Source organism: Erwinia papayae (genome assembly GCF_058241465.1).
Genome location: NZ_JBZCHT010000009.1, coordinates 1,534,229 through 1,559,568 on the forward strand (window position 1 = coordinate 1,534,229; position 25,340 = coordinate 1,559,568).

Annotated in this window: 24 protein-coding genes, 2 tRNA genes and 3 pseudogenes; 19 read left to right on the forward strand and 10 right to left on the reverse strand. The window is 52.1% G+C overall.

The window, feature by feature from the left end:
* Positions 1-208: 208 nt before the first annotated feature.
* Entirely contained in the window at positions 209-1,606 is a 1,398-nt protein-coding gene (gene cycA, locus AC3RPL_RS12105; RefSeq protein WP_490740196.1) for a D-serine/D-alanine/glycine transporter, read from the forward strand.
* A 31-nt stretch (positions 1,607-1,637) separates the two neighbouring features.
* Here cycA and rutR read toward each other — a convergent pair whose 3' ends face one another.
* Positions 1,638-2,291, reverse strand: coding sequence for an HTH-type transcriptional regulator RutR (gene rutR / locus AC3RPL_RS12110; protein WP_490740197.1), 654 nt, complete (start codon positions 2,289-2,291; stop codon positions 1,638-1,640).
* A gap of 296 nt (positions 2,292-2,587) precedes the next feature.
* Here rutR and rutA point away from each other — a divergent pair.
* The 7 genes and pseudogenes from rutA to rutG all read left to right on the forward strand — a co-directional run bounded on the left by rutA (position 2,588) and on the right by rutG (position 8,132).
* A pseudogene (rutA, locus tag AC3RPL_RS12115) lies at positions 2,588-3,663 on the forward strand (pyrimidine utilization protein A).
* Entirely contained in the window at positions 3,663-4,409 is a 747-nt protein-coding gene (rutB, locus tag AC3RPL_RS12120; protein ID WP_490740198.1) for a pyrimidine utilization protein B, read from the forward strand. Before rutA ends, rutB begins: the two are co-directional and overlap by 1 nt.
* Before the next feature lie 16 nt (positions 4,410-4,425).
* Positions 4,426-4,812 carry a pyrimidine utilization protein C gene (rutC, locus tag AC3RPL_RS12125; protein ID WP_034941041.1) on the forward strand — a complete coding sequence of 129 codons (387 nt, stop codon included), beginning with the start codon at positions 4,426-4,428 and terminating at the stop codon, positions 4,810-4,812.
* Positions 4,813-4,823: 11 nt separating this feature from the next.
* The gene (gene rutD, locus AC3RPL_RS12130) at positions 4,824-5,621 is read left to right on the forward strand and encodes a pyrimidine utilization protein D (RefSeq protein ID WP_490740199.1); all 798 of its coding nucleotides are present in this window, start codon (positions 4,824-4,826) and stop codon (positions 5,619-5,621) included.
* 11 nt (positions 5,622-5,632) lie between these two features.
* Complete coding sequence (locus AC3RPL_RS12135; protein ID WP_490740200.1) at positions 5,633-6,223, forward strand: malonic semialdehyde reductase; 591 nt, start codon at positions 5,633-5,635, stop codon at positions 6,221-6,223.
* Positions 6,224-6,233: 10 nt separating this feature from the next.
* Positions 6,234-6,761 carry an NADH-dependent FMN reductase RutF gene (gene rutF, locus AC3RPL_RS12140; RefSeq protein WP_379890715.1) on the forward strand — a complete coding sequence of 176 codons (528 nt, stop codon included), beginning with the start codon at positions 6,234-6,236 and terminating at the stop codon, positions 6,759-6,761.
* A gap of 44 nt (positions 6,762-6,805) precedes the next feature.
* A pseudogene (gene rutG, locus AC3RPL_RS12145) lies at positions 6,806-8,132 on the forward strand (pyrimidine utilization transport protein G).
* Here rutG and AC3RPL_RS12150 read toward each other — a convergent pair.
* Positions 8,129-9,049 carry a DMT family transporter gene (locus AC3RPL_RS12150; protein WP_490740201.1) on the reverse strand — a complete coding sequence of 307 codons (921 nt, stop codon included), beginning with the start codon at positions 9,047-9,049 and terminating at the stop codon, positions 8,129-8,131. The pseudogene rutG and the gene AC3RPL_RS12150 sit on opposite strands and share 4 nt — an antisense overlap.
* Before the next feature lie 112 nt (positions 9,050-9,161).
* The gene (locus AC3RPL_RS12155) at positions 9,162-9,338 is read right to left on the reverse strand and encodes a con-10 family general stress protein (RefSeq protein ID WP_034941053.1); all 177 of its coding nucleotides are present in this window, start codon (positions 9,336-9,338) and stop codon (positions 9,162-9,164) included.
* Between the two features lie 363 nt (positions 9,339-9,701).
* On the opposite strand from AC3RPL_RS12155, the gene wrbA reads away from it, so the two are divergent.
* From wrbA to AC3RPL_RS12170, 3 genes are all read left to right on the forward strand, one after another.
* Positions 9,702-10,301: an NAD(P)H:quinone oxidoreductase gene (wrbA, locus tag AC3RPL_RS12160; protein ID WP_490740202.1), complete on the forward strand. Its 600-nt coding sequence runs from the start codon at positions 9,702-9,704 to the stop codon at positions 10,299-10,301.
* Positions 10,302-10,321: 20 nt separating this feature from the next.
* On the forward strand, positions 10,322-10,552 hold the full coding sequence (locus AC3RPL_RS12165; protein WP_034941058.1) for a YccJ family protein: 231 nt from the start codon (positions 10,322-10,324) through the stop codon (positions 10,550-10,552).
* 168 nt (positions 10,553-10,720) lie between these two features.
* Positions 10,721-12,094 carry an NAD-dependent succinate-semialdehyde dehydrogenase gene (locus AC3RPL_RS12170; RefSeq protein ID WP_490740203.1) on the forward strand — a complete coding sequence of 458 codons (1,374 nt, stop codon included), beginning with the start codon at positions 10,721-10,723 and terminating at the stop codon, positions 12,092-12,094.
* Positions 12,095-12,295: 201 nt separating this feature from the next.
* Here AC3RPL_RS12170 and agp read toward each other — a convergent pair whose 3' ends face one another.
* The 3 genes from agp to AC3RPL_RS12185 form a co-directional block, all read right to left on the reverse strand.
* The gene (agp, locus tag AC3RPL_RS12175) at positions 12,296-13,855 is read right to left on the reverse strand and encodes a bifunctional glucose-1-phosphatase/inositol phosphatase (protein WP_490740204.1); all 1,560 of its coding nucleotides are present in this window, start codon (positions 13,853-13,855) and stop codon (positions 12,296-12,298) included.
* 442 nt (positions 13,856-14,297) lie between these two features.
* A tRNA-Ser gene (locus AC3RPL_RS12180) sits at positions 14,298-14,385 on the reverse strand.
* 259 nt (positions 14,386-14,644) lie between these two features.
* A tRNA-Ser gene (locus tag AC3RPL_RS12185) sits at positions 14,645-14,732 on the reverse strand.
* Positions 14,733-14,949: 217 nt separating this feature from the next.
* Here AC3RPL_RS12185 and yccA point away from each other — a divergent pair.
* Together yccA and tusE are read left to right on the forward strand one after the other, a co-directional pair.
* On the forward strand, positions 14,950-15,606 hold the full coding sequence (gene yccA, locus AC3RPL_RS12190) for an FtsH protease modulator YccA (RefSeq protein ID WP_261641728.1): 657 nt from the start codon (positions 14,950-14,952) through the stop codon (positions 15,604-15,606).
* 120 nt (positions 15,607-15,726) lie between these two features.
* Entirely contained in the window at positions 15,727-16,053 is a 327-nt protein-coding gene (tusE, locus tag AC3RPL_RS12195) for a sulfurtransferase TusE (RefSeq protein WP_490740205.1), read from the forward strand.
* Between the two features lie 40 nt (positions 16,054-16,093).
* Here tusE and yccX read toward each other — a convergent pair whose 3' ends face one another.
* Positions 16,094-16,372, reverse strand: coding sequence for an acylphosphatase (gene yccX / locus AC3RPL_RS12200; protein WP_490740206.1), 279 nt, complete (start codon positions 16,370-16,372; stop codon positions 16,094-16,096).
* Positions 16,373-16,460: 88 nt separating this feature from the next.
* On the opposite strand from yccX, the pseudogene rlmI reads away from it, so the two are divergent.
* A pseudogene (gene rlmI / locus AC3RPL_RS12205) lies at positions 16,461-17,650 on the forward strand (23S rRNA (cytosine(1962)-C(5))-methyltransferase RlmI).
* 59 nt (positions 17,651-17,709) lie between these two features.
* Positions 17,710-18,027, forward strand: a complete 318-nt coding sequence (hspQ, locus tag AC3RPL_RS12210; RefSeq protein ID WP_490740207.1) for a heat shock protein HspQ — start codon at positions 17,710-17,712, stop codon at positions 18,025-18,027.
* A gap of 9 nt (positions 18,028-18,036) precedes the next feature.
* Here the strand turns inward: hspQ and AC3RPL_RS12215 are convergent, their stop codons facing one another.
* Complete coding sequence (locus tag AC3RPL_RS12215) at positions 18,037-18,456, reverse strand: CoA-binding protein (RefSeq protein WP_490740208.1); 420 nt, start codon at positions 18,454-18,456, stop codon at positions 18,037-18,039.
* Between the two features lie 183 nt (positions 18,457-18,639).
* Here AC3RPL_RS12215 and AC3RPL_RS12220 point away from each other — a divergent pair, with 183 nt between their 5' ends.
* Both AC3RPL_RS12220 and AC3RPL_RS12225 read left to right on the forward strand, forming a co-directional pair.
* Complete coding sequence (locus AC3RPL_RS12220; protein WP_490740209.1) at positions 18,640-19,296, forward strand: YccT family protein; 657 nt, start codon at positions 18,640-18,642, stop codon at positions 19,294-19,296.
* A gap of 73 nt (positions 19,297-19,369) precedes the next feature.
* A complete protein-coding gene (locus AC3RPL_RS12225) occupies positions 19,370-19,831 on the forward strand; it encodes a methylglyoxal synthase (RefSeq protein ID WP_034941072.1) in 462 nt (153 codons plus the stop codon).
* 12 nt (positions 19,832-19,843) lie between these two features.
* Here the strand turns inward: AC3RPL_RS12225 and helD are convergent, their stop codons facing one another.
* Positions 19,844-21,895, reverse strand: coding sequence for a DNA helicase IV (gene helD, locus AC3RPL_RS12230; protein WP_490740210.1), 2,052 nt, complete (start codon positions 21,893-21,895; stop codon positions 19,844-19,846).
* 133 nt (positions 21,896-22,028) lie between these two features.
* Between helD and AC3RPL_RS12235 the strand changes: the two genes are divergently transcribed.
* Together AC3RPL_RS12235 and yccS are read left to right on the forward strand one after the other, a co-directional pair.
* Positions 22,029-22,475 carry a YccF domain-containing protein gene (locus AC3RPL_RS12235; RefSeq protein ID WP_367166460.1) on the forward strand — a complete coding sequence of 149 codons (447 nt, stop codon included), beginning with the start codon at positions 22,029-22,031 and terminating at the stop codon, positions 22,473-22,475.
* 7 nt (positions 22,476-22,482) lie between these two features.
* On the forward strand, positions 22,483-24,621 hold the full coding sequence (gene yccS / locus AC3RPL_RS12240; RefSeq protein WP_490740211.1) for a YccS family putative transporter: 2,139 nt from the start codon (positions 22,483-22,485) through the stop codon (positions 24,619-24,621).
* Here the strand turns inward: yccS and AC3RPL_RS12245 are convergent.
* Entirely contained in the window at positions 24,611-25,246 is a 636-nt protein-coding gene (locus tag AC3RPL_RS12245; protein ID WP_490740212.1) for a TfoX/Sxy family DNA transformation protein, read from the reverse strand. The two genes, yccS and AC3RPL_RS12245, sit on opposite strands and share 11 nt — an antisense overlap.
* Positions 25,247-25,340: the final 94 nt, after the last annotated feature.

Sequence of the window (25,340 nt, forward strand, 5' to 3'; positions counted from 1 at the left end):
ATCTGCAATCCGGATGCAGGTCAGACAAGAAAAATTTAGCACTGTTTTTGTACAACTGATGCAGATGATGCCCATTGAGACGAAAAAGGGGTGGCTGTGCGGCGCACAATTACACTATCTTATGCCCCTGCATAATATGTTTTTACCCATTCTGAATAACAGCCATCAGAGCTGATACAACATCACTTTTAAGGACATGAATTCCGTTATGGTTGACCAATCCAGTAAAATACCGCCGGCTGATGAAGCGCCGGGAGAACTGCGTCGTAACCTGCACAACCGACATATTCAGCTGATTGCCATCGGCGGCGCCATCGGCACCGGGCTGTTTATGGGCTCCGGTAAAACCATCAGTCTGGCCGGTCCGTCGATCATCTTCGTCTATATGATCATTGGTTTTATGCTGTTTTTTGTCATGCGGGCAATGGGCGAGCTGTTACTCTCCAACCTGGAGTACAAATCATTCGGTGATTTTGCCGCCGACCTGCTTGGTCCCTGGGCCGGCTATTTCACCGGCTGGACTTACTGGTTTTGCTGGGTGGTTACCGGCATTGCCGACGTGGTCGCTATCAGCTCCTATTTCCAGCTCTGGTTCCCTGACTTTTCCATCTTGATGAGTGCGCTGCTGTGTATCCTCGTGTTCCTGACGCTGAATGTTGCCACGGTGAAACTGTTTGGTGAGATGGAGTTCTGGTTTGCCATCATTAAAATCGTCGCTATCGTGGCGTTAATTGCGACAGGTATCGTGCTGGTGGCAATGCACTACCCTTCCACAGGCGGCAGTGTGGCAGCCATCAGTAATATCTGGGACCACGGTGGTATGTTCCCGAAGGGGCTGAGTGGATTCTTTGCCGGATTCCAGATTGCGGTATTTGCTTTTGTCGGTATAGAACTGGTGGGTACGGCAGCGGCGGAGACGCACGATCCGAGGAATGTCCTGCCGCGCGCAATTAACGCCATTCCACTGCGTATCATTATGTTTTATGTGTTTGCCCTGCTGGTGATTATGGCGGTGACGCCCTGGGATCACGTGGTGGCAGATCGCAGCCCGTTTGTGGAGATGTTCGTTCTGATTGGCCTGCCCGCCGCCGCCAGTATTGTCAATTTTGTGGTATTAACGTCAGCCGCTTCATCAGCCAACAGTGGTATTTTTTCCACCAGCCGCATGTTGTATGGCATGGCGCAGCAGGGCGTGGCACATCGCCGCTTTGGCAGATTGTCCCGGCGTGCGGTCCCCACCACCGGACTGTTCTTCTCCTGTTTTTGTCTGCTGGGCGGCGTGGCGCTGATTTATCTGATCCCCGACGTGATGAAAGTCTTCACCCTGGTGACCACGGTTTCCGCCATTCTGTTTATGTTCGTCTGGACCATCATTGTCTGTTCTTATCTGGCTTATCGTAAAAAACACCCTCAGTTACACCTGGCATCAAACTATAAAATGCCGCTGGGTAAACTGATGTGCTGGGTTTGTATCGCCTTCTTTGCCTTTGTGCTGGTTCTGCTTTCGTTGCAGGAAGATACCCGCCAGGCGCTGATGGTGACGCCACTGTGGTTTATTATGCTGGGTATTGGCTGGTGGTTGCGCCAGCGCAAAGCGGGAAGATAAATACAGAAACGGGCCCTCAGGGCCCGTTTTACTATGCCCGGACGCGGATCCCCTCAATCACCATTCGCTGGACGTTATCAACTGTTTGTTGAAAAAAGCACGGATCATTTAGCGTCTGACCGGTTACCGCCTCTATCTGCGTGGCAAAATCAGCATAGTGCTGAGTGGTCGCCCATAACATAAAGATCAGGTGGTGAGGTTCAACCGCCGCCAACTTGCCTTCCGCGATCCAGCCCTCAATCACGGCCGATTTCTCATCGACCAGCTCCCGGAGATCCCCTTCCAGTTCCCCTTTCAGCAACGGAGCACCCTGCAGCATTTCCATGCAAAACAATCTCGAGGCCTGTGGATGGTCACGCGAGACTTCCAGCTTAAGGCGAATATAGTCACGAATGGCTTCCAGTGGCTGCTGGTCGTTACGCAGCGCTCGCAACGGTGCCAGCCAGACATCCAGAATATTTTTCAGCACCGCAATATAGAGCGCTTCCTTTGAAGGAAAGTAGTAAAGCAGATTGGTTTTCGAAACGTCAGCCCCTTCAGCCACCCTGTCCAGGCTGGTGCCGTGAATACCATAGAGGGAGAACAGCTCCAGCGCGGCGCTGAGTATAGCCGAGCGCTTTGCAGCCACCGCTCTGGAACGGCGACCAGGCATCTTCGACGTTGTCTTTTCTGATGAATTCACCATAGCTCCACACTTCATAAGGGTAACGGGCAGTATATCAAATGCATTCACGCTGCCCGGTGCACTTTAATTGACCACACCTGCCTGCTTATTGTGCACACTTTTTTTACCAAATGGTCCACTTTGGACCAACTACTCTACATCAATTTAACATTAATTTTTTCAACAATATGAATGTTAAGGTTTTTTTACATCTGGCACAACCTTTGCAAAATTACCACCGAGCGCCGCCTGAAAGGAATGGCAGGATGCATCGCAGCGCGGGAAAGATAACCCTGACACTCAGTAAAGGTCCTCCTATGAAAATTGGCGTATTTATCCCGATTGGTAACAATGGCTGGCTGATTTCAACCCATGCCCCGCAATACAAGCCTACTTTTGAGCTGAATAAAGAGATTGTGCTTAAAGCTGAGCACTATCATTTCGATTTCGCCCTGTCGATGATCAAGCTGCGGGGCTTTGGCGGCAAAACTGAATTCTGGGACCATAACCTGGAATCCTTTACCCTGATGGCGGGACTGGCTGCCGTCACGTCACGTATTGAGATCTACGCTACGGCCGCCACCCTTACCCTACCCCCGGCCATCGTGGCACGCATGGCCTCGACGGTGGACTCCATTTCAGGGGGCCGCTTTGGGGTTAATCTGGTGACCGGCTGGCAGAAGCCGGAGTATGACCAGATGGGAATGTGGCCCGGTGATGAGTACTTCTCCCGCCGTTACGATTACCTGACCGAATACGTTACCGTGCTGCGCGATCTGTGGGGCACGGGCAAATCCGATCTCAAAGGCGAGTTCTTCACCATGAACGACTGTCGCCTAAGCCCACAACCGCAAAAACCAATGAAAGTTATTTGTGCCGGACAGAGCGATGCCGGTATGGCCTTCTCGGCAAAACATGCTGATTACAACTTCTGTTTTGGCAAGGGTGTTAACACCCCGACCGCCTTTGCGCCCACCGCCTCACGGATGAAAAATGCCGCCGAACAGGCCGGGCGTGACGTCGGCTCTTACGTGCTGTTTATGATTATCGCCGATGAAACCGACGAAGCCGCCCGTGCGAAGCGGGAGCTGACGAGGAAGCACTGGCCTGGCTTACCACGCAAAGCCAACAGGATACGCGTTCCGGCAGCGATACCAATGTCCGGCAGATGGCGGATCCCACCTCTGCGGTGAATATCAACATGGGTACGCTGGTGGGTTCTTATGCCAGTGTCGCCCGGATGCTGGATGAAGTGGCCACCGTTGAAGGTACGCACGGCGTACTGCTGACTTTCGATGACTTCCTGCAAGGGATTGAGAATTTTGGCGAACGTATTCAACCCTTGATGAAATGCCGGAGCAATATCATGGAAGCCGCAAAGGAGGTGGCCTGATGAACAGTAAAGACACCGTGGTCTGTACCACTGCATCCACTAAAAATACGCTGCAACTACCAGCACGTCCGGAAGCCATCGCTTTTCCCCCGGAACAGACCGCGCTGATTGTGGTGGATATGCAGAATGCCTATGCCAGCACCGGCGGCTATCTCGATCTGGCCGGATTCGATGTGTCAGCCACCCGCCCGGTCATCGACAAGATTAATATTGCCGTTGCGGCGGCGCGTAAAGCGGGCATCCAGATAATCTGGTTTCAGAACGGCTGGGATGAACAATACGTTGAAGCGGGAGGTCCTGGCTCTCCTAACTGGCACAAATCTAATGCGTTGAAAACGATGCGCGCAAGGCCGGAGCTGTCAGGACAGTTACTGGCAAAAGGCGGCTGGGATTATGATCTTGTCGATCAGCTGAAACCTGAGCCAGGGGATATTGTGCTGCCAAAGCCCCGCTACAGCGGCTTCTTCAATACCTCACTCGACAGCATGTTGCGCAGCCGGGGTATTCGTCATCTGATCTTCACCGGTATTGCGACTAATGTCTGCGTGGAATCAACCCTGCGCGATGGCTTCTTCCTTGAATATTTCGGCATTGTGCTGGAAGACGCCACTTACCAGGCCGGTCCTCTTTTTGCGCAACAGGCCGCGATTTTCAACATTGAAACCTTTTTTGGCTGGGTGTCGGATGTCAGCACTTTCTGCTCTGTAGTGGAAAGCAAAACCACACCGCAGCATCAGACGGCCTGAACCGTGGAGATAACCCATGCCTAAAACGATTATTACCCCACCCGGAACCGGCGTTCCGATTGCACCTTTTGTGCCCGGCACGCTGGCTGACGGTGTGGTTTATGTCTCCGGCACCCTGCCCTTTGATAAGGATAACAACGTGGTGCATGTGGGTGACGCTGCTGCGCAAACCCGTCATGTACTGGAGACAATCAAAAGCGTCATCGAAACCGCCGGCGGCACGATGGAGGATGTGACCTTTAATTCGATTTTTATTACCGACTGGAGCAACTACGCCGCTGTTAATGCGGTTTACGCTGACTATTTTCCCGGCGATAAACCCGCACGATTTTGTATCCAGTGCGGCCTGGTGAAGCCGGACGCGCTGATTGAAATTGCCAGCGTTGCTCATATTGGCCGGTAACGGAGAACGGTATGCATATTGAAGTGTCAGCGTTACCGACACCCACAGCCAGAACCCTGGTTTTGTCTGCCGGGCTGGGTGGTTCTGCCACCTTCTGGTTGCCGCAGCTCAATGAATTGCGCAGCAGATATCGCGTGGTGATTTACGACCAGCGAGGAACGGGTCGCAGCCCGGACACGTTACCGGAAGGGTACAGCATGAGCGATATGGCTGCTGAACTGGCCACCGCGCTTGCGCAATACGGCATTGAACAGTATGAGGTCATTGGCCATGCGCTGGGCGGGATGGTCGCGATGCAGATGGCACTGGACTACCCGCAACAGGTGACCAGACTGGTCATTGTTAACGGCTGGTTACGTCTTAATCCGCACACCCGCCGCTGCTTCTCCGTGCGTCAACAGTTGCTGCTGAACGTCGGAGTTGAAGCCTTTGTACAGGCGCAGCCACTGTTTCTCTATCCGGCAGACTGGCTGGCGGAAAACCAGGCGAGGATCGAGGCAGAAGATGCACTGCATGTGGCGCACTTTCAGGGTATGGAGAATCTGCTGCGCCGTCTTAATGCCCTGATGGCCTGTGATTTCACCGCAAAGGCCGATGCTGTTACCCAACCGGTGCTGGTTATCTGTTCGCAGGATGACCTGCTGGTCCCCTGGAGCTGCTCTGAAACCCTTTCGGCGGCGCTGCCCAATGCCACATTGCTGAAAATGGCCTGGGGCGGCCATGCCATGAGCGTCACCGACAGCAGTACTTTCAACCGACTGTTACTTGACTGGCTGGAAAATCCTGAGCCGCCCATTTACGCTGAATAAACGGAGTTATCATGGCTGAAGCCCTGAACACCCATGCCTTAGAAACCCTGTTCACCGCCGCCCGCACGCATAATGGCTGGCAGGACCGCCCGGTTACCGATGAACAGATCAAAACGCTGTACGATTTAGTGAAAATGGCACCGACCTCCGCCAACTGTAGCCCGGCACGCTTCTGTTTTGTTCGCAGCGCGGCGGGCAAAGAGAAACTGAAGCCCACCCTCTCCAGCGGAAATCTGGCGAAAACGATGACCGCCCCCGTTACCGTTATCGTTGCCTGGGACCCGGTATTTTATGACCGCCTGCCTGAGCTGTTCCCCCATGCGGATGCGAAATCCTGGTTTACCAGCAGTGCCGCACTGGCTGAAGAAACCGCATTTCGCAACAGTTCCATGCAGGCGGCCATGCTGATCGCCGCCTGTCGGGCGCTGGGACTGGATACCGGCCCGATGTCAGGCTTCGATCGTGCGGCTGTGGATGCCGCTTTTTTTGCCGACAGCGGATGGAAAAGTAATTTGCTGATCAATATCGGCTATGGCGATGCCACGAAAGTTTATGACCGTTTGCCGAGACTGGCATTTACCGACGCCTGTACGATTGAATAAGGGGAAAATCATGTCACTGCAAGCTCTGAAACCCGCTGCTGTCAACAGTGTGGAAAAACAAGATTTTCGCAATGCGATGGCGCAGTTGGGCGCGGCCGTCAACATTATTACCACCGACGGACCGGCTGGCCGGGCCGGTTTTACCGCCTCAGCGGTGTGCAGTGTTACCGATACGCCTCCGACGCTGTTGGTCTGCCTCAACCGTTCCGCATCCGTCTGGCAGGTGTTCAACGCCAATCGGCAGCTGTGTGTCAATACGCTGGCCGCAGGACATGAGTCACTCTCAACGCTTTTTGGCGGCAAAACACCGATGGCTGAACGGTTTATCGCTGCCGGGTGGTCAACGCTGTCAACCGGCTCACCGGTGCTTTCCGGTGCGGTGGCCTCTTTCGACTGTAAGGTGACCCAGGTCATGAGCGTCGGCAGTCATGACATTCTGCTCTGCGAAGTGCAGGCGCTGGTCAGTAATGATACCGGCCACGGGCTGATGTGGTTTGATCGCGGTTATCATCATTTAATGCGGCAGGAAGCCAGATAAGACCGCTAATGGTCGCTGCTTTAATCACCTTTCTGGAGAAGACAATGGCAAATTTCTGGTTTCCAAAGTGGCGTAAACAGTCTGCGACGGCTCAGGGCGTGGTTGCGCCTGACGAAATGTTATCGCCAGGACAGACGCTGATTATGGGATTACAACATGCCGTCGCCATGTTTGGCGCGACCGTACTGATGCCGCTTCTGATGGGCTTGACCCTAACCTGTCGATTCTGATGTCCGGCGTCGGGACCCTGCTGTTTTTCCTGATAACCGGCGGGCGGGTTCCCAGCTATCTGGGCTCCAGCGCGGCCTTTGTCGGCGTGGTTATTGCGGTAACCGGCTTTAACGGTCAGGGACTGAATCCGCATCTCGGTGTCGCACTGGGCGGCATTATTGCCTGTGGCGTGCTGTATACGCTGATTGGTTTTGTGGTGATGAAGGCCGGGACGCGCTGGATTGAAAAGCTGATGCCCCCCGTGGTGACCGGCGCCGTGGTAATGGCAATTAGTCTGAATCTGGCACCCATTGCGGTACACAGTGTGTCAGGCTCAATGTTTGACAGCTGGATGGCGGTCATGACCGTGGTCTGTATCGGGCTGGTGGCGGTGTTTACCCGGGGGATGGTGCAACGTCTGCTTATCCTGGTTGGGCTGATTGCCGCCTGGGCAATATATGCCCTGTTCACTAATGGTTTTGGTCTGGGTAAGCCCGTTGATTTCAGCCTGCTTGCCAGCGCCCCTGGTTCGGCTTTCCGGGCATCACCCATCCGGTTTTTGACAGCCACGCCATGTTTTTGATTGCCCCTGTAGCGGTGATTCTGGTGGCAGAAAATCTGGGACATATCAAGGCGGTGGCGGGAATGTCCGGCAAAAATCTCGCCCCTTATATCGGGCGAGCCTTTGTCGGAGATGGTCTGGCAACCATGCTCTCCGGCAGCCTGGGGGGCAGCGGTGTCACCACCTATGCTGAAAATATTGGCGTGATGGCGGTAACGCGCGTCTACTCAACGCTGGTATTTGTTGCCGCAGCGGCTATTGCTATTCTGTTGGGCTTTTCACCGAAATTTGGCGCACTGATCCATACTATTCCGGGGCCGGTGATTGGCGGGGCTTCCATTGTGGTCTTCGGCCTGATCGCCGTTGCCGGCGCACGTATCTGGGTTCAGAACAAAGTCGATTTAGGGCAGAACAGCAATCTGATCATGGTCGCGGTCACCCTCGTGCTGGGTGCCGGTGACTTTGCCCTACAGATTGGCAGCTTTACGCTGGGTGGCATTGGTACCGCGACCTTCGGTGCCATTATACTCAATGCCATTCTCAGCCGCCGACAGCCAACAGCGCAGGGCGACAGCAGTATTGTCCGTCAGGACGGTTAGTTTATTTCTGCGTCGGGCGAAGGATTTGCCTTCGCCTTTTTTCTTTTCAACTTCAGCTCGCTGACCAGCACACCCGCCACAATCAGCGCTGCACCGACCAGCGCCAGGGCTGGCATCCGTTCGCCAGCCATCCGACCGGCAATTCCGGCCCATACCGGCTCCCCGGCATAGATTACCGTGGCCCGTGTCGGTGACACGCTGCGCTGCGCCCAGTTCATTGTCACCTGAATCACCGCGCTGGCGACGGCCAGACCGATGACGCTGAACAGCAGATAAGGCGAGAATGACGGAACAGACTCACCGTTTGGCACCATCATGCCAAATGACAATAACGAAGCCACAGCGAGCTGAACCACCGTCACCCTTTTCACATCAACTTTTCCGGCACTGGCGCTAATCAGAATGATCTCTGCCGCGATGGCCAGAGTGCTCAACAGCGTCGCTATTTCACCTTCGTTGAAAGCCAGCGTATCTCCGTCTGGGCCTGCCAGCATCATCAGTCCGGCAAAGGCCAGCATCACACCAATCCATGCCATCACACCGGGCAGACGTCCAAGAAACAGCCACTGTAACAGGGGAACAAGCGGCACATACATTGCGGTAATGAACGCTGATTTGCTGCTGTTAATGGTCTGCATACCGTAAGTTTGCAACCCATAGCCACAGCCGATAGCAAGGCCAATAAACACGCCTGCTTTAATTTCTGCTCTGTTCAGGCCGCGCAGGGATCGCCATGAAATGGCTGCCAGTATGGTCGCCGCCGTGGCAAATCGGGCACCGACAAAGAAAAAAGGGCCACTGACGGTCATTGCATGATGAACGGTCAGGAATGTACCACCCCAGACGATGGTGATCAGGACCAGCACCAGTTCCTGCGGGGTAAATGAGAGTTTGTATCGGGATAAGAAGTCAGACATAGCAGGCTCAGGAAAAATTTAGCCGCCAGTGTGCAGGGGGACAGGCTCCGGGTCAACCGGGAAATATCACCGCCGGAAGAGCCCCGGCGGTACGCAGGAAGTGACAAATGCGTCAGGTTTTTTCCTTGTTGCCACGACTGTTACGTCCCCCTTTCGCGCCAGCCAGCGAAGCGCGTTGCGGATCATTTCTGAAATTACCGCCGCTGACTTTGCCGCCTTTGCGACCTGCTTCTGATGCTCTGTTACGATCTTCAGCGAAATTGCCAGATCCACCACGATGTTCTGCCATTTCATACCTCCGGATAGTTAAGCCATCATATTGCATGGGTGTGAAAGCGCCGAAAGCTGCCCGAATACTGAACGCGCCCTTCCGCACGCCTGTCACGCTACTAAGCATAGATTACTGAAGCCAGGCGGAAAAATTTTCTGCCTGCCTCAGCTTAAGGCCAACCTGTAACTCACTGAAATATCAAAGGCTAAATTATTAACCGCTGCGGTATTCAGCCTGTCAGAAAGATGCCCCTGCCCCACAACAGGTTGCTGTTCAGCAGTCAGCGGTGGTCTCAACTATACTGAAAACCCCGGCTGTGAACCTCTGTCCGCAGCCATTCATCTCGCATTAACAGGTAAACACCCAATCAGGGAGTGAAAAATGGCTAAAATTTTAGTGCTTTATTATTCAATGTATGGGCATATCGAAACCATGGCTGAGGCGGTTGCGGAAGGGGCTCGTCGGGTCAGCGGTGCCAGCGTAACCATCAGGCGCGTGCCTGAAACCATGGATGCAGCCCGTTTTGCAGAGGCGGGAGGAAAAACTGACCAGCAGGCAGCTGAAGCGACGCCGGAAGAGCTGAAAGAGTACGACGCAATCCTGCTCGGCACGCCAACCCGCTTCGGTAATATGGCCGGCCAGATGCGCACTTTTCTTGACCGTACCGGAGGTTTGTGGGCATCAGGCGCGCTCTACGGCAAGCTGGCCAGCGTTTTTTCCTCCACAGGTACTGGCGGAGGCCAGGAACAGACCATCACGTCCACCTGGACCACCCTTGCGCATCACGGCATGGTTATTGTGCCCATCGGGTATGGCACCAAAGAGTTGTTTGATATCTCCCAGGTCCGTGGCGGAACGCCCTATGGCGCCACCACTATTGCGGGTGGGGACGGTTCACGCCAGCCCAGTGAAGAAGAGCTGAGCATTGCCCGCTATCAGGGGGAATACGTCGCCGGACTGGCAGTCAGACTGAACGGATAATCTCACTTCAGGAGAGCATTATGACTACACAACAATCCAAAGCGCATCGTGTGGGAGAGTGGGCCAGCCTGCGCGCCACTTCTGTCGAGATTGCGGAAGCCATTTTTGAAGTCGCCAATTATGACGAAAGACTGGCTGAAGGGATCTGGCAGCAACAGGGCAGTGATGAAGTTCTGCTGCGTGCTTTTGATAAGACCGATAAAGACATCCTGACCTGGGATAATAAAACCGTTGAGCGAAAGAATGTCTGATCGCTGACAGGATCGGTGGGCGGAATTTTCCGCCCTTTTTTATGGTGTTATGCCGGGAAAATAGTGACCGATCTGCTCAACGGTTGGAAAACGGCCCCTGTGTTAACTACGCTTAACCGACATTAAACTGCCTGACTATCGGGCAGATGACGCCAGAAGGAGAGTCCTGTGTCTTATCAGACAATCAATCCCAGTAACAATAAACTGCTTAAATCCTGGCCTTCACACAGTGAACAGCAGGTTGAACAGGCTCTGAGTGTAGCGGACGATCTCTATCATTCTGACTGGGCAAAAGGCCCAATCCAGCCACGGTTACAGATCCTGAAAAATCTGGCAGATCTTATCGATAAGCGGGTTGATGAGCTGGCAAAAGTCGCCAGCGTGGAGATGGGGAAGCTCATTAACCAGAGCCGTGGCGAAGTGAAAATCTGTGCACAGATTGCCCGCTATTATGCTGAAAATGCAGAGCGCTTCCTGGCACCCACCCGCTATCCCAGCGAACTGGGCGAAGCATGGGTAGAAAATCATCCTGTCGGCGTTCTGGTTGCCGTGGAACCGTGGAATTTTCCTTATTATCAGTTGATGCGTGTGCTGGCCCCTGCTCTGGCTGTGGATAATCCGGTGCTGGCCAAACATGCGGCCAACGTGCCCCACTGCGCCACACTGTTTGCCGAACTGGTCAGCGAAGCAGGCGCACCAGCGGGAGCCTGGACCAATCTTTTTATCAGTAATGATCAGGTTGCCGCGCTGATTGCTGACGACAGAGTTAAAGGTGCCGCACTGACCGGTTCTGAACGTGCTGGTAGCGCGGTGGCACAGCAGGCAGGTAAATACCTGAAAAAAACCACGCTGGAACTGGGCGGCAATGATGTGTTTGTGGTGCTGGACGACTGCGATCTGGATAAGGCGGTTAAAGCTGGCGCAGGGGCGAGGCTGAGTAACTGTGGCCAGGTTTGTACGGCAGCAAAACGTTTCATCGTCCATGAAAAAGTGGCCGACGCCTTTATGGAAAAATTCATTCAGGCCTTTCGCGAGGTAAAAATTGGTGATCCACTGGATGAAGCCACCACGCTGGGCCCTCTTTCTTCTTCTGCCGCGCGCGATACCCTGATCAAACAGGTTGATGATGCCGTCGCCAGAGGGGCGAAATTGCATCTGGGTGGTAGCGTAGTAGACGGTGAGGGCTGTTTCTATCAACCCACCATTCTCTCAGCTATCACCCGTGATAATCCGGCCTATTTTGAAGAGTTCTTTGGCCCGGTGGCACAGGTTTATATCGTTAAAAATGATGATGAGGTGGTGAAGCTGGCCAACGATTCTCATTATGGCCTGGGAGGTTCCGTTTTTACCGGCGATGCTGGTCGCGGGAAGAAACTGGCTTCACGGATAGAAACGGGCATGGTGTTTATCAACTCTGCGACAGATACGTCAGCAGAACTGCCTTTCGGCGGCATCAAGCGTTCCGGCTATGGCCGTGAACTCTCCGATCTGGGCATTAAGGAATTTGTGAACCAGAAACTGGTGGTGGTCAGCAGCGACTGATTGCCGCAGATGGCATAGTCACCCGCTGTAAAGGCAGGATTTATAGCCGCATTACAGAGGGTGACAGCTTATGCCTCGTTTGTTCAGGGTTTACCGGCCCTGTCAGCCCCCCTGGCAGGGATAAGCATCTTCACCCGCAGTGGTTTTAACTGAGCAGTAAAAAAAGCAGGCAAAGCCTGCTTTTTTCTGTTCAGGATGTCATCAGGACGCTTTTTCAGCCGCAGGCTGTTGCGTAGCGGAGTCAGCTTTGACAGGTTTGTCATCAGCACCGGGTTTAGCTTTGCCAGCTTTATCTTTCGCCGCTTTGTCCGCCGCCGCCTTATCTGCCACATCCTTCTCTTTTGCCGCCTGTTCAGCAGCGGCTTTATCTGCGGCCGCTTTATCTGCCGAAGATTTCGCCTGTGCCGCTTTGTCTGCGGCTGCCTTATCGGCCGCCGCCTTTTCCGCATCCACACCGGCAGTTTGCTTGTCTGCGTCCGGTGCTGCAGCCGCAGGCTGGGCGGCTGCAGCAGGCGTTACCCCGAGAGCTTTATTTAACACCTGAGTAAACTGGTCCCATGAACAGAAACCATTCGCATCGGTTTTACAGCCGTTCATCTCCAGCGTGACCCGTTTTGGTGGGGTGTCCAGAGTCAATGGTGTCACGTTGCGTAGCTGATCGCTGCTCTGGTAAACATATTCAACTTTAACCAGTTCCTGATTATTTTTTCTGTCGTGCCAGCGCTGGAACTGGATCATCCCACCTATTGGCGTACGCTCGTTCTGCTCAGGCAGGGTGTAAGGCTTAAAGTCCAGCGCGGTCAACAATGAGGCAATATTAGAGTCATGCCCAACCATCAGCGTGACTTTAGGCGCTGTGGTCTTATCTTCGTCGGCTAGCATGCTACGGATATAATCCACCAGCGGGGCAGCAACATTACGAGCCACCTCTGGCGAGGTAAACAGCGTATCCTGATAGGCATTTTTAATCGCTGACAGCTCTTTCCACTGCTCTGGTGTTTTAATCTGCCCCCAGGCGACCTGCTCAAGTGGCATACCTTCGTAATATTGCAGGGTGAAAGCATCCACCAGAGAATTTCCAATTTTCAGCGGGCCGCTGACCCCTGGCTCCTTGCCTTTCTCCGCAGAGAACTTGTTCTGATTATCACCGGAAAGATCACACTGCTTCTTGCCGTTACAAATTTCAGCATTTTTATAATCAATAATTTTTTCCAGACGCTGGTAAGCAGGCTTTAACGCCAGCTTATCCGCAGTGCTGTTCATCGCTGCCAGCGCCTGTTTGTTAAAGGCATCACTGTCGTCAGTGATGACCGGGTTGAAGACCGGGTCCATGGTTCCCATTTCGTCCTGGTGGGAAACCGGAATGTCACAGCCCGGAAATGCACCGGTAATAAAGAACTGCGCGGTGGCGACGGTGCGTTGCAGACTGTTGGCGTAGGCATAAACCTCATCACCCGCAGGGCACTGATCCTCCTTCAGAAGCCCCTGTTTTACCAGCCACTCTCGTGTGTAGCGCCCCATGTAGACTTCCAGCACGCCGCCCCTGGTGGTCAGCTGTCCACCCGGTACGTCCCATTGCGGCCAGGCTTTTTTCGTCGATTGCGCCAGCACGCTGCCGTTGTCGGCCAGAGGTGCGCGGAGGTTGTGGCGACTCATCATCAATACTTGTTCAAGCTGCAAATTATCGTCGGCCGCAAACGCTGAAGTTCCGCTCACTGCTGAACAGACCGCTAATGCGCAAAGACTGAACTTTCTAATCATGTGTTTTATCCATTGATTCAGGGGGTAAATCACCCGGCCAGCTTCAAAAGCAACCGTGGTCATAAATTCACTACAGCGCGCAGAATGCCTGCAACACTCCGCCAGAGAAACGGGCTCCGGCGCTGGCGTTTAAGACCTCTGTACCATCAGGCGCGATTCGTGCAACCAGGCTGGACAAGGACAGCTGGGAGCGTACACGAAGTACGTTATGATTTCGAGTACTGCCAGAACCGGAGATGACAGGTAAGCGAGACCGTGTGGGACAGATTATTAATATTTTGTACAGAGAATATAGCAGACTCTCGCCTTTACAAATCGGGCGCATCAGCAGAGTGAAAGGAATCCGTGCAGAGAAAAAGGAATGACCACCGATGAGCAGCACCGGGCTTTGCGAATGGGAGAAATAAAAAAGGGCCAGCTTACGCTGACCCGTCGAATTTGCTGGCGGAGGAGGAGAGATTCGAACTCTCGAACGGTTTCCCGTCGCCGGTTTTCAAGACCGGTGCCTTCAGCCACTCGGCCACCCCTCCGCACTTTTATCTGTCGTTGTTAAGCAGGACAACGTTTCATGCATTAACATAACAACTGATGGCGCGCATTATAGGGAAGCATCAGGCGTTTGCCAAGTGATATCACACCCAGATTGTTGAAATTATGTGCTTTTATGCGTTTATTTTTCAGTTGACCAGAAAGCAGGCAAATACAAGGTTCCGGGGATGTGATGAGCAATACCAGTGCAGAAAGGGATAAAGCAAAACGGGCCAGCTTATGCTGACCCGTCGAATGTGATGGCGGAGGAGGAGAGATTCGAACTCTCGAACGGTTCCCCGTCGCCGGTTTTCAAGACCGGTGCCTTCAGCCACTCGGCCACCCCTCCGCAATGAGGCGCACTATAAACATCCTCCTCAGCAATGTAAAGTGCGTTTTGATTCAGTTGCCTGAAAAAACGTCTGCCTACGTTTTTTTGTCGTTATTATGAGCATTCAGCGCGCATAAACAGCAGGTTATCGCGTAAAGATGGGTAAAACGACTTCCCCGGCGGCACGCTGCTCCTTATCCTCGATACTAATTTGATGACCCAGAGAGGCATTTTTATGGATCGCATCGTAACCAGTACCAGGCAAAGCGCCTTAATCTCCACGCATAAAGTTCTGCGTAATACCTATTTTTTGTTAGGTCTGACGCTGGCCTTCTCCGCATTGACGGCCACGCTGAGTACCGTGTTCGCCCTGCCCGCCCCCGGCTTTATTTTGATGCTGGTTGGATTTTATGGACTGATGTTTCTGACTTACCGACTGGCTGACAGCCCGGCAGGCATCCTGGCTGCCTTCGCCTTCACGGGTTTTCTTGGTTATTGTCTCGGTCCGATGTTGAACAGCCTGCTTTCTGCCGGAATGGGCGACGTAATTGGGCTGGCTCTTGGCGGAACGGCGCTGGTGTTTTTCTGCTGTTCAGCCTATGTACTGACCACCCGTAAGGATATGTCTTTCCTTGGCGGGATGATGATGGCGGGTTTTGTGGTCCTGCTGGTCGCGGTTATAGCCAATATGTTCCTGCATATCCCGGCACTGCATCTGGCGATCAGCGTAATGTTTGTTCTTTTCTCTTCAGGAGCAATCCTGTGGGAGACCAGCAACATCATCCACGGCGGTGAAACGAATTACATTCGTGCCACGGTGAGTCTGTATGTCTCTGTTTATAACATTTTTGTCAGTCTGCTCAGCATCCTGGGGATGTCGCGTAATAACTGATAAAGTCGTTTCGGAAGCCTCGCGATGCGGGGCTTTTTTGTGCCCGAAAAATGTCACGGTGCCTGTCGAAGATAATTTTTGTTAAACTTCCTGCCGCGTAATTATTTGAGAGGCAACGCCGTGTATTTCGAGGGTAAAAATATTGAACGTGACGCTCAGGGCTACCTGAAATCTGTCACTGACTGGAGTGAGGCCATCGCGCCTTTACTGGCAGAAGAAGAAGGAATTACTCTCAGCGCAGCGCACTGGGAAGTTGTCTGTTTTGTTCGGGAGTTTTATCTGGAATTTAACACCTCTCCTGCCGTGCGCATGCTGGTCAAAGCTATGGCGAAGAAATACGGCGAGGAAAAAGGAAACAGTCGCTATCTGTTTCGCCTGTTTCCGAAGGGACCAGCCAAACAGGCTACTAAAATCGCCGGTTTGCCAAAACCGGTGAAATGCCTGTAGCCGTGTCTTTGCATAGACAAAAGGTAATGTCCGGAACAAATCAGCTGATAGTAAATCCTGTTGGCGGTTCCGCAGGCCGATAAGGCTCAACCAGCACCCTTTCCACCTTAGCACTGCGTGGTCCCCCGGCTTTTAACCACGAAATTAACGCATCCACCTTCTGTTCCTCACCGATAATCAGCACCTCAACGCTGCCATCGGAAAGATTTCGCGCATAGCCGGTCAGCCCCAGATGTCTGGCTTCAGACTGGGTATGGTAACGAAATCCTACCCCCTGAACCACACCATAAACCCACGTCCGCATACCCACCGTAGCCATTCTGCCTCCCTCCTTTACACCTGGATTGCATTTTGCCCTTCGACACCGGACAATGACGCCTGATTTTCTGACTGTAAGCATAGCAAATATGACTGTTCGTTTGATTCTTGCCAAAGGGCGTGAGAAGTCTCTGCTTCGCCGCCATCCCTGGGTCTTTTCAGGAGCCGTCTCCCGCCTTGAGGGCAAAGCCCAGCGCGGGGAAACGGTAGATGTCTGTGACAGCCAGGGTAACTGGCTGGCTCGAGCCTCCTGGTCCCCGGACTCGCAAATTCGTGCCCGTATCTGGAGCTGGCAGCAGGATGAGTCGATTGATATCACCTTCTTTATTAAACGCCTGCAAACTGCCCAACGGTTGCGCGACTGGCTGGCGGTACGTGACGAGCTGGACAGTTACCGTTTGATCGCCGGTGAATCTGACGGTTTACCTGGGATAACCATTGATCGTTTTGGTAATTTCCTTGTGCTGCAACTGCTTTCAGCGGGCGCTGAATACCAGCGCGCAGCACTGATTACCGCCCTGCAGCAGTGCTATCCGGAATGTGCTGTTTACGATCGTTCTGATGTCGCGGTAAGGAAGAAAGAAGGTCTGGAGCTGACTCAGGGCGTGGTAACAGGCGAAACTCCGCCAGAGCTGCTGCCGATTACCGAACACGGCATGAAATTGCTGGTAGATATCCGCACCGGACACAAAACCGGCTACTATCTCGATCAACGTGACAGTCGCCTCGCCACCCGTCGCTATGCCGCAGACGCCCGCGTTCTGAACTGCTTTTCTTACACCGGCGGCTTTGCTGTCTCTGCCCTGATGGGCAACTGCGCAGAGGTTATCAGTGTGGACACGTCGCAGGCTGCGCTGGATGTGGCGAAAAAAATATCGAGCTGAACAAGCTGGATCTCTCCAGAGCTCAGTTTCTGCGCGACGACGTATTCAAATTACTCCGACGCTACCGGGACAGCGCGGAGAAATTTGATCTGATCGTCATGGACCCACCTAAATTCGTCGATAACAAAAATCAGCTGGCCGGTGCATGCCGTGGGTATAAAGACATCAATATGCTGGCGATGCAGTTGCTTAACCCTGGTGGCATTCTGCTGACTTTCTCGTGTTCGGGGCTGATGCCAACGGAGCTGTTTCAAAAAATCATCGCCGATGCCGCACTGGATGCGCAGCGGGAAGTTCAGTTTATCGAGCAGTTCCGTCAGGCTGCGGATCATCCGGTCACAGCCAGCTATCCGGAAGGATTATATCTGAAAGGATTTGCCTGTCGCGTAATCTGACTTGAAAAGGCGTTACTCCGTCCCCATTCTGAAATCAGTCAAGTTTTCAGGAGGTGATTATGATTGCCAGCAAGTTTGGACCCGGCCAGCAAGTACGTCACACACTACTCGGCTTTGCGGGCGTGGTGGTAGATGTTGATGCAGAGTATTCGCTGGACCAGCAGGAAATCGATACGGCAACGGGCAGTGATTCACTGCGCGCTGCTCCGTGGTATCACGTGGTGATGGAAAATGAACAAGGTGAGACTGTACACACCTACCTGGCTGAGGCCCAGCTTTCATGGGAGTTGCCAGGCGACAGTTCCGAACACTCTTCAATAAACGATCTGGCCGTATCCATACGCCAGCAGCTCAAGGCTCCTCATCTCAGGAACTGAGCACGGCATTTATCCCTTTTTTTGCAGCCCAAGACGAGGTATTTCAAGTTTTGGGCAGCGATCCATTACCACCTTCAGCCCGGCATCCGTAGCCATTTTCGCCGCCTGCGAATTAATCACACCCAGCTGCAACCAGAGATACTTCGCGTTAATGGCAATGGCTTCCTGTGCGATACCTGGGGTAGCCTCCGCATTACGAAAAACATCTACCATATCGACAGGTTCAGGAATATCAGCAAGTTGGGCATAAACCCTTTGTCCCAGAAGCGTCTGCCCTGCCAGTCTGGGACTGACCGGTGAAACTTTATACCCCTGTGCCAGCAGGTAAGCCATTACACCATAGCTGGGACGGCCAGGTTTTTCACTTGCCCCCACCAGCGCAATATGGCGCGTGTCAGTCAGAATCTCTGCCAGTATTTTATCGTTCACAAATACCTCCCCATAAATCCGGATTTTGATTAAACATCCTGTAAAGAGTGATAATTCCTTCTCTTATCTCAGATATGCGCTGGAAATTAGCACAAATAAATATGTTAAAATGTTAATATGCTGCCATACTGAAAGATTTTGATACATTCGGCCTTTTCGCGTATCTGCACATCCGGAGAAATAATGAAGCTGCGTCTGGTGATAACAGGACTTTTCACTCTGCTCGCTACAGTCGCCACCCAGGCAACAACCCTGAAGCTGGCACCCGATATTGATCTGCTGGTGCTGGACGGGCGCAAAATTTCTGGCTCATTGCTGAAAGGTGCAGATGGACTGGAACTGGAGCGTGGACAGCATCAGGTACTTTTTCGTATGGAAAAAAACCTGAAAAACAGTTCGCAGACGCTCATCCCCTGGATTTCAAATCCCCTGATTGTTACTTTTAATGCGCAGGTCAGCTCGATCAGTATTACTTTGCCCGCGTTGACTACTGTGCAGCAAGGGATGGCCTTTAATACGCATCCCGAGTTTCATCTCTACGATGAACATCATCAGCTGATTGAAAGCCAGCAGGATCATCTGATGACCGCCAAAGATGAAAATTTTGAGCAGGCAATGGTGGCTTATAATATGCAAGGCAATGTGGCTTCTGTCCCCCGCTTTGCACAGTCTCACACTGCGGGCAGTTCATCAGTGGGTAACCGTGCACTGGACTATGCTCAGGACACAGGCAGTACAGTGACTTCCGGCAGCAGGGTACTTCAATTGTGGTACGACCAGGTGGATTCAGCGACGCGTCAACGCCTGGCTATGCTGTTAAGAGCGCTGCGCGCAACCTGATCTTGTATGCTTTGTGCTTACCCGCCAGGCATATTCAGTTATATATATTTTTACCCAATACAAGGATGCAGTAATGGAGAACACCACCCGTCAGATTCAGCAAAAAAAACATATTGCACTGGTCGCACATGACCATTGTAAAAAATCTTTGATGGATTGGGTTGATACCCACAAAGATGTTTTAAAGCATCACTCTCTTTATGCTACCGGTACTACGGGGAATCTGATCCAACGGGCCACCGGTTTGTCGGTTACCGCGATGTTGAGCGGACCGATGGGCGGCGATCAGCAGGTGGGCGCGTTGATATCGGAAGGAAAAATTGACGTATTGTTCTTCTTCTGGGATCCGTTGAATGCCGTGCCGCACGATCCCGATGTAAAAGCACTTTTACGTCTGGCCACCGTGTGGAATATCCCGGTTGCGACTAACCGTTCAACCGCCGATTTTATCATCCACTCTCCGCTGTTTTCCACTGAGGTCGCAATTGTCATCCCGGATTATCAGCGTTATTTACAGGAACGTCTTAAGTCATAATCCTGCTTAACTTTACGGTTTACGTAGTACCGGAACGCCGAGTCGTTTGAACTCCTCAACGAATACTGACGGCGCGTCAGCATCAAACAGCATCCACACTTGTTTTCTGGCGCGTGTAATGGCGACATAAGCCAGTCTTCTCTCTTCAGCATCCATAAAATCTTCAGGTTGAGGCAACAACGCTTTCTCCATTACTGATTCGCGGGCAACCGCCGGAAACCCATCACTTCCCGCCTTCAGCCCCAGCAGTAACACGTAATCTGCCTGCTGACCTTTGCTGGCATGGATGGTTGCATGGTCAATTTTCAATTTTGGCCATCGGGTGACCGCTTTTTCCAGCAAATGTGGACGCAGGTAATGGTATCGGGTGAGCACTAATATCCGTTCATCCGGCGTGACATAACCGCTCAGTTTATCCAGCAATGCTTCCAGCTGCGCCTCAGGTAACAGCAAGACAGACTTTTTATTTCCTTTACTCACGCTGTTCAGCGGTTTTTTTAACTGATACGGGTTGCTCTGGATAAAATTACTGGCAATCTCGCCAATGCGATCATTAAAGCGGTAGGTGGTATCAAGAATACAACTTTCACCCTCGCCAAAGTGATGGTGAAAAGCAGTGGTTAGCGTCATTTCCGCACCGCTAAAACGGTATATAGCCTGCCAGTCATCTCCTACGGCAAACAGTGAAGTTTGTTTATTCTGCCTTCTGAGCGCAGCCAGCAGTGCAGCTCGTTGTGGTGAAATATCCTGAAATTCATCCACCAGAATATGTTTCCACGGGGTAATAAAACGGCCTTTATCGAGAATATTGATCGCCTGATGAATCAGCCCTGAAAAATCCACCGCCCCCTCTTCTTTAAGTTCACGTTTCCAGGCTTTCATAATCGGTGCCATCAACTTCACCCGTTTGGCAAACTGCTCACGCATGTCTTCAGGTGCTGACTCAATCATTGCCGCCTGGGCACCACCGTGCATTCGCATCAGCCCAAGCCATTGCTCCAGACGACTCACCAGTCGTTTCGCCAACCGCTCATCATTCCAGAAATCCTCGCCCGGCTGCCAGTCAAGATCACCTTCCAGCCACTGCCGCCAGCCATTGGCATGCGCCTTTTTTTCACTGCATTGCTGACGCCAGATATCAATCAGCAGTTGCTGTCGCAACTTACTGTCCGTCTCCAGTTTGCTAATCTTCGGTGACTTTGTGCTGCCCTGCTGGATGATATGAAGTGCAAGTGAATGGAAGGTTCGCGCCTGAATACCTTCCGTATCCAGACGAGCGGTGATGCGGTCGTTCATCTCTTCCGCTGCTTTACGACCAAACGCCAGCAACAGGATCTGGTCCGGTGTTGCCTGCCTGCGCGTCAATAACCAGCCGACACGAGCGACCAGCACCGATGTCTTTCCACTTCCAGCCCCCGCCAACACCAGCACGGCCTCTTCACCGTTGATTACCGCCCTGGCCTGGGACGTATTGAGCGGGGATGTTTCAACGGTATTAAAATAGTCTGCATACTGTTGCAGCATTTTCTCCGACCACTGCGTGTTACGTTCTTTCCGACGTCCATCGCCGTTTTCCAGCCATTGCTGAAGAAACTGATACGCATCACGACAGTTAGTGAACTCCGGCAACCTTGCCACTGGCAGAGGAAGGGAAGCAAAGGCCTGCAACACAGCCTGATCCCATTCAGCGATATCGCTACGTTTTAACCATTTATCCTGTTGCTCAAGATGTTTGATCCTGGTCACTGCGTCATTAAGAACCTGAGCTGAAATGTTACTCATCTCCTTACTCCAGCTCTGCCACGACTGATTCAGATAATGAAAAAAACGTTGCGTTTCCTGCCATTCCGTTCCATGCAGCCGCACGACTTTTTCATCAGGCAGCGTAAATTCAAGCTCTCCCCACACCAGACCACGTTTACATCTGATAGCCAGAAGTTGATTAAAAGGAATCAGATACTCATGTTTTTCACCACTGACCTCGATACCCGCTGACAATAACCTCACCCGATTATAGGGATGTTGTGCCAGATGCTTACCCAGCGACGTCGCTTTCAGTTCCATAATCTTTCTCAGGTGTGGTTATCGTATGTTGGCAACAGTTTAACGGCTGGCACTGTACCGCTCCAGCCTTAAAACGCGGTACAATCAAGCAATTGAATTGCGTTATATGTAGCAGACATAAGGAACAGTACCAATGCGTGCAGTTTTGAATATTTTGAATTTTATTCTGGGCGGTTTTCTCACCACCTTTTGCTGGCTGATTGCGACGCTAATCAGCATCATTTTCATTTTCACTTTGCCATTAACCCGCTCCTGCTGGGAAATTACCAAACTGTCCCTCTTGCCTTACGGCAATGAAGCGGTACATGTTGATGAGCTTAATCCCGAAAAAAGAAATGTGCTGATGAACTCCGGAGGAACTTTGTTGAATATTTTGTGGTTCATCTTTTTTGGTTGGTGGTTGTGCCTGATGCATATCATGGCGGGTATAACGCAGTGCATCACTCTGATCGGCATTCCGACGGGCATCGCGAACTTTAAAATTGCCGTCATTGCCCTGTGGCCTGTGGGTCGCCGCGTCGTCAGCGTTGAGGTTGCCAGAGCCGCCCGTGAGGCCAACGCCCGCCGTCGTTTCAACTGAGGCATCAATGCGCTTAATGTTAACGCCACACCTGAGACGCTATGCCTGTAACAGCACACTGCTGTATAACCTGCGCATCCTCATTGCCTTGTCAGGAAGTGTGGGCCTGCCGTGGTGGCTGGGACAAATTAGCTGGACCATTCCGTTAACATTAGGTGTGGTTGCTGCTGCACTGACCGACCTGGATGACCGACTGAGTGGCCGGCTGCGCAATTTACTGATTACACTGATCTGTTTTTGTGCTGCATCCCTCTCTGTTGAACTGCTGTCACCGTATCCCTGGCTGTTCACCATTGGACTGGCGCTGTCAACCTGGAGTTTCATCCTGCTTGGGGCGCTGGGACAACGCTACGCCACTATTGCTTTTGGCGCTTTGCTCATTGCCATCTATACACTGCTGGGCGTCGGTCTGTTTCCACAGTGGTATCTTCAGCCGTCACTGCTGCTGTGCGGTGCCGTCTGGTATAATCTCCTGACGCTGACCGGACACCTGATTTTTCCCATTCGCCCATTACAGGAAAATATCGCCCGATGCTTTGAAGGTTTAGCTGTTTATCTGGAGGCAAAGGCAGGCCTTTTTGATCCTGATATCGAAGAACATGATGATAAGTCTTTGATTGATGTTGCTATGACTAACAGTCAGTTAGTCTCTGTCCTTAATCAGACAAAAATTTCCATTCAGTCGCGCTTACGCGGCGATCGGGGACAACGAGGAACACGGCGTACACTGCACTACTATTTTGTCGCTCAGGATATTCACGAACGCGCCAGTTCTTCTCATGCTCAGTACCATGCATTACGCCGTGAATATCGTTACAGCGATATTCTGTTTCGTTTTCAACGGCTCCTCTCACTTCAGGGTAAAGCCTGTCAACAGTTGGCAAACTGCATCCTGATGCGTGAAAGATATCAGCATGATGTCCGTTTTGAGCGCAGTTTTATGCATCTGCATGCGGCGCTGCGGCGTCTGAGCACATCTCATCCGACCAACAGCGATGTGCAGGCAATGACATTTCTGTTACATAACCTTAAAGCCATCGACGCACAGCTGGCGACTGTCGAATCAGAACAGGATGCAGTTCAGGATTACAACAACCACGATCAGGCACTTTCAAGCGAGGGGTTGACCGGCTGGCAGGATATCAGGTTGAGAATCAGCCGACATCTTACACCTGACTCAGCCCTTTTTCGCCATGCGGTGCGCATGTCGCTGCTGCTGTGTAGTGGATATGCTTTTATTAAACTGACCGGAATGGAGCATGGCTACTGGATCCTTCTGACCAGCTTGTTTGTCTGTCAGCCAAATTATAATGCGACCAAACGTCGACTGGCTCTGCGTATTATCGGCACTCTGGCCGGTATTGTCGTCGGTTTACCCCTGCTGTGGCTGATACCTTCCGTAGAGGGGCAACTCATCCTGATTGTAATTAGTGGAGTGCTGTTTTTTGCCTTTCGTCAGTCACGATATGCCAACGCAACCCTGTTTATCACGCTGCTGGTTTTATGCTGTTTTAATTTGCTGGGTGAAGGTTTTGAGGTTGCACTGCCCCGGATTATCGATACGCTTATTGGCTGTGGCATTGCGTGGCTGGCCGTAGCGTTTATCTGGCCAGACTGGCGTTTCCGCCGTCTCTCTTCGATTATCAGGCAGACTTTGCATACCCATTGTCGCTATCTTGATGCGATTCTTGTGCAATACCATCAGGGTAAAGATAATCGTCTGGATTACCGGATTGCCCGACGTGATGCTCACAACAGCGATGCTGAACTGGCTTCCGTCGTCTCAAATATTTCAGCTGAAAAAAATGTCAGTGCATCACTTCGTGAAAATGCCTTCCGATTCCTGTGCCTTAACCATTCTTTTCTGAGTTATGTTTCAGCACTGGGGGCACACCGGGAAAAACTCACCGATTCTTTAATGCTGCAACTATTGGATGATGCAGTCTGCTATGTTGATGATGTATTACAGATGGAAACGCAGGATGAAGCAAAAGCGCAGCGACTGCTGAGCAATCTGTCGCTGCGTATTAAGGCAATGGAAGCCAGGCCGGAAACAAAAGAGTCGCTGGTTCTGCAACAAACAGGCTTACTGGTTGCACTGCTTCCGGAAATTTCGCAGTTAAAGAAGCAGATTATCAACGGGTAGATTTAAGTTTTTCAGCGTAGCGCTTCAGGCGCAGCGTTTCACAGTACCAGTGTCGAAGCTCAGCTTTAATCGCCTGGGGCAATGCCTGATGATGCCGCCCCAGGATGGCGCCCTCCAGGGCAAAGAGGACGTTGATCCCCAGATTTTGATTATGCGCATGCAATTTTAGCCAACACCGCCTGGACCCCTGCTCCTTGAGCATTTTGACTGTGCTGATGCCAACATGACGTAACAGTACCTCAAGACGCATAGTAAGATTGGGCAGATCTTTTAACCGACGGTTCTGCTGGTTCCATGCCCGTTGCTGTATTGCACCTTGTAAACAAAGCTTTGATAAAGCTAATAGCTGCTGTGGTTCCTTCCACAATGGCTCATCTACCCGGTAATACTCAAGGGAGACAGGAATTCCTCTTTTATTCAACGTCAGGGATTTCATCTTCCTCTCTGTGATATAAGGTCTGACCTGCTCACATGCACGAAGATACAGCTCCCCATCTGCAACCACGGCAAAAACGACACGGTCCACAGAAAGACTAAAACCACCAAACTGGCTGCGGCAGGCAATGTCTCCCAGTTGTGCAAGTTTGTCTTTTGTAATCGCAATCATACTCTTAGTGTCTTCCATAGTATTTTTTCCTTACTTTGTGTCTGTACAGATACTTTCTGGGGAAAAAGTATGCAATAGCGGTTACAGGTTCAATTAATAATTGCTGTTCCAT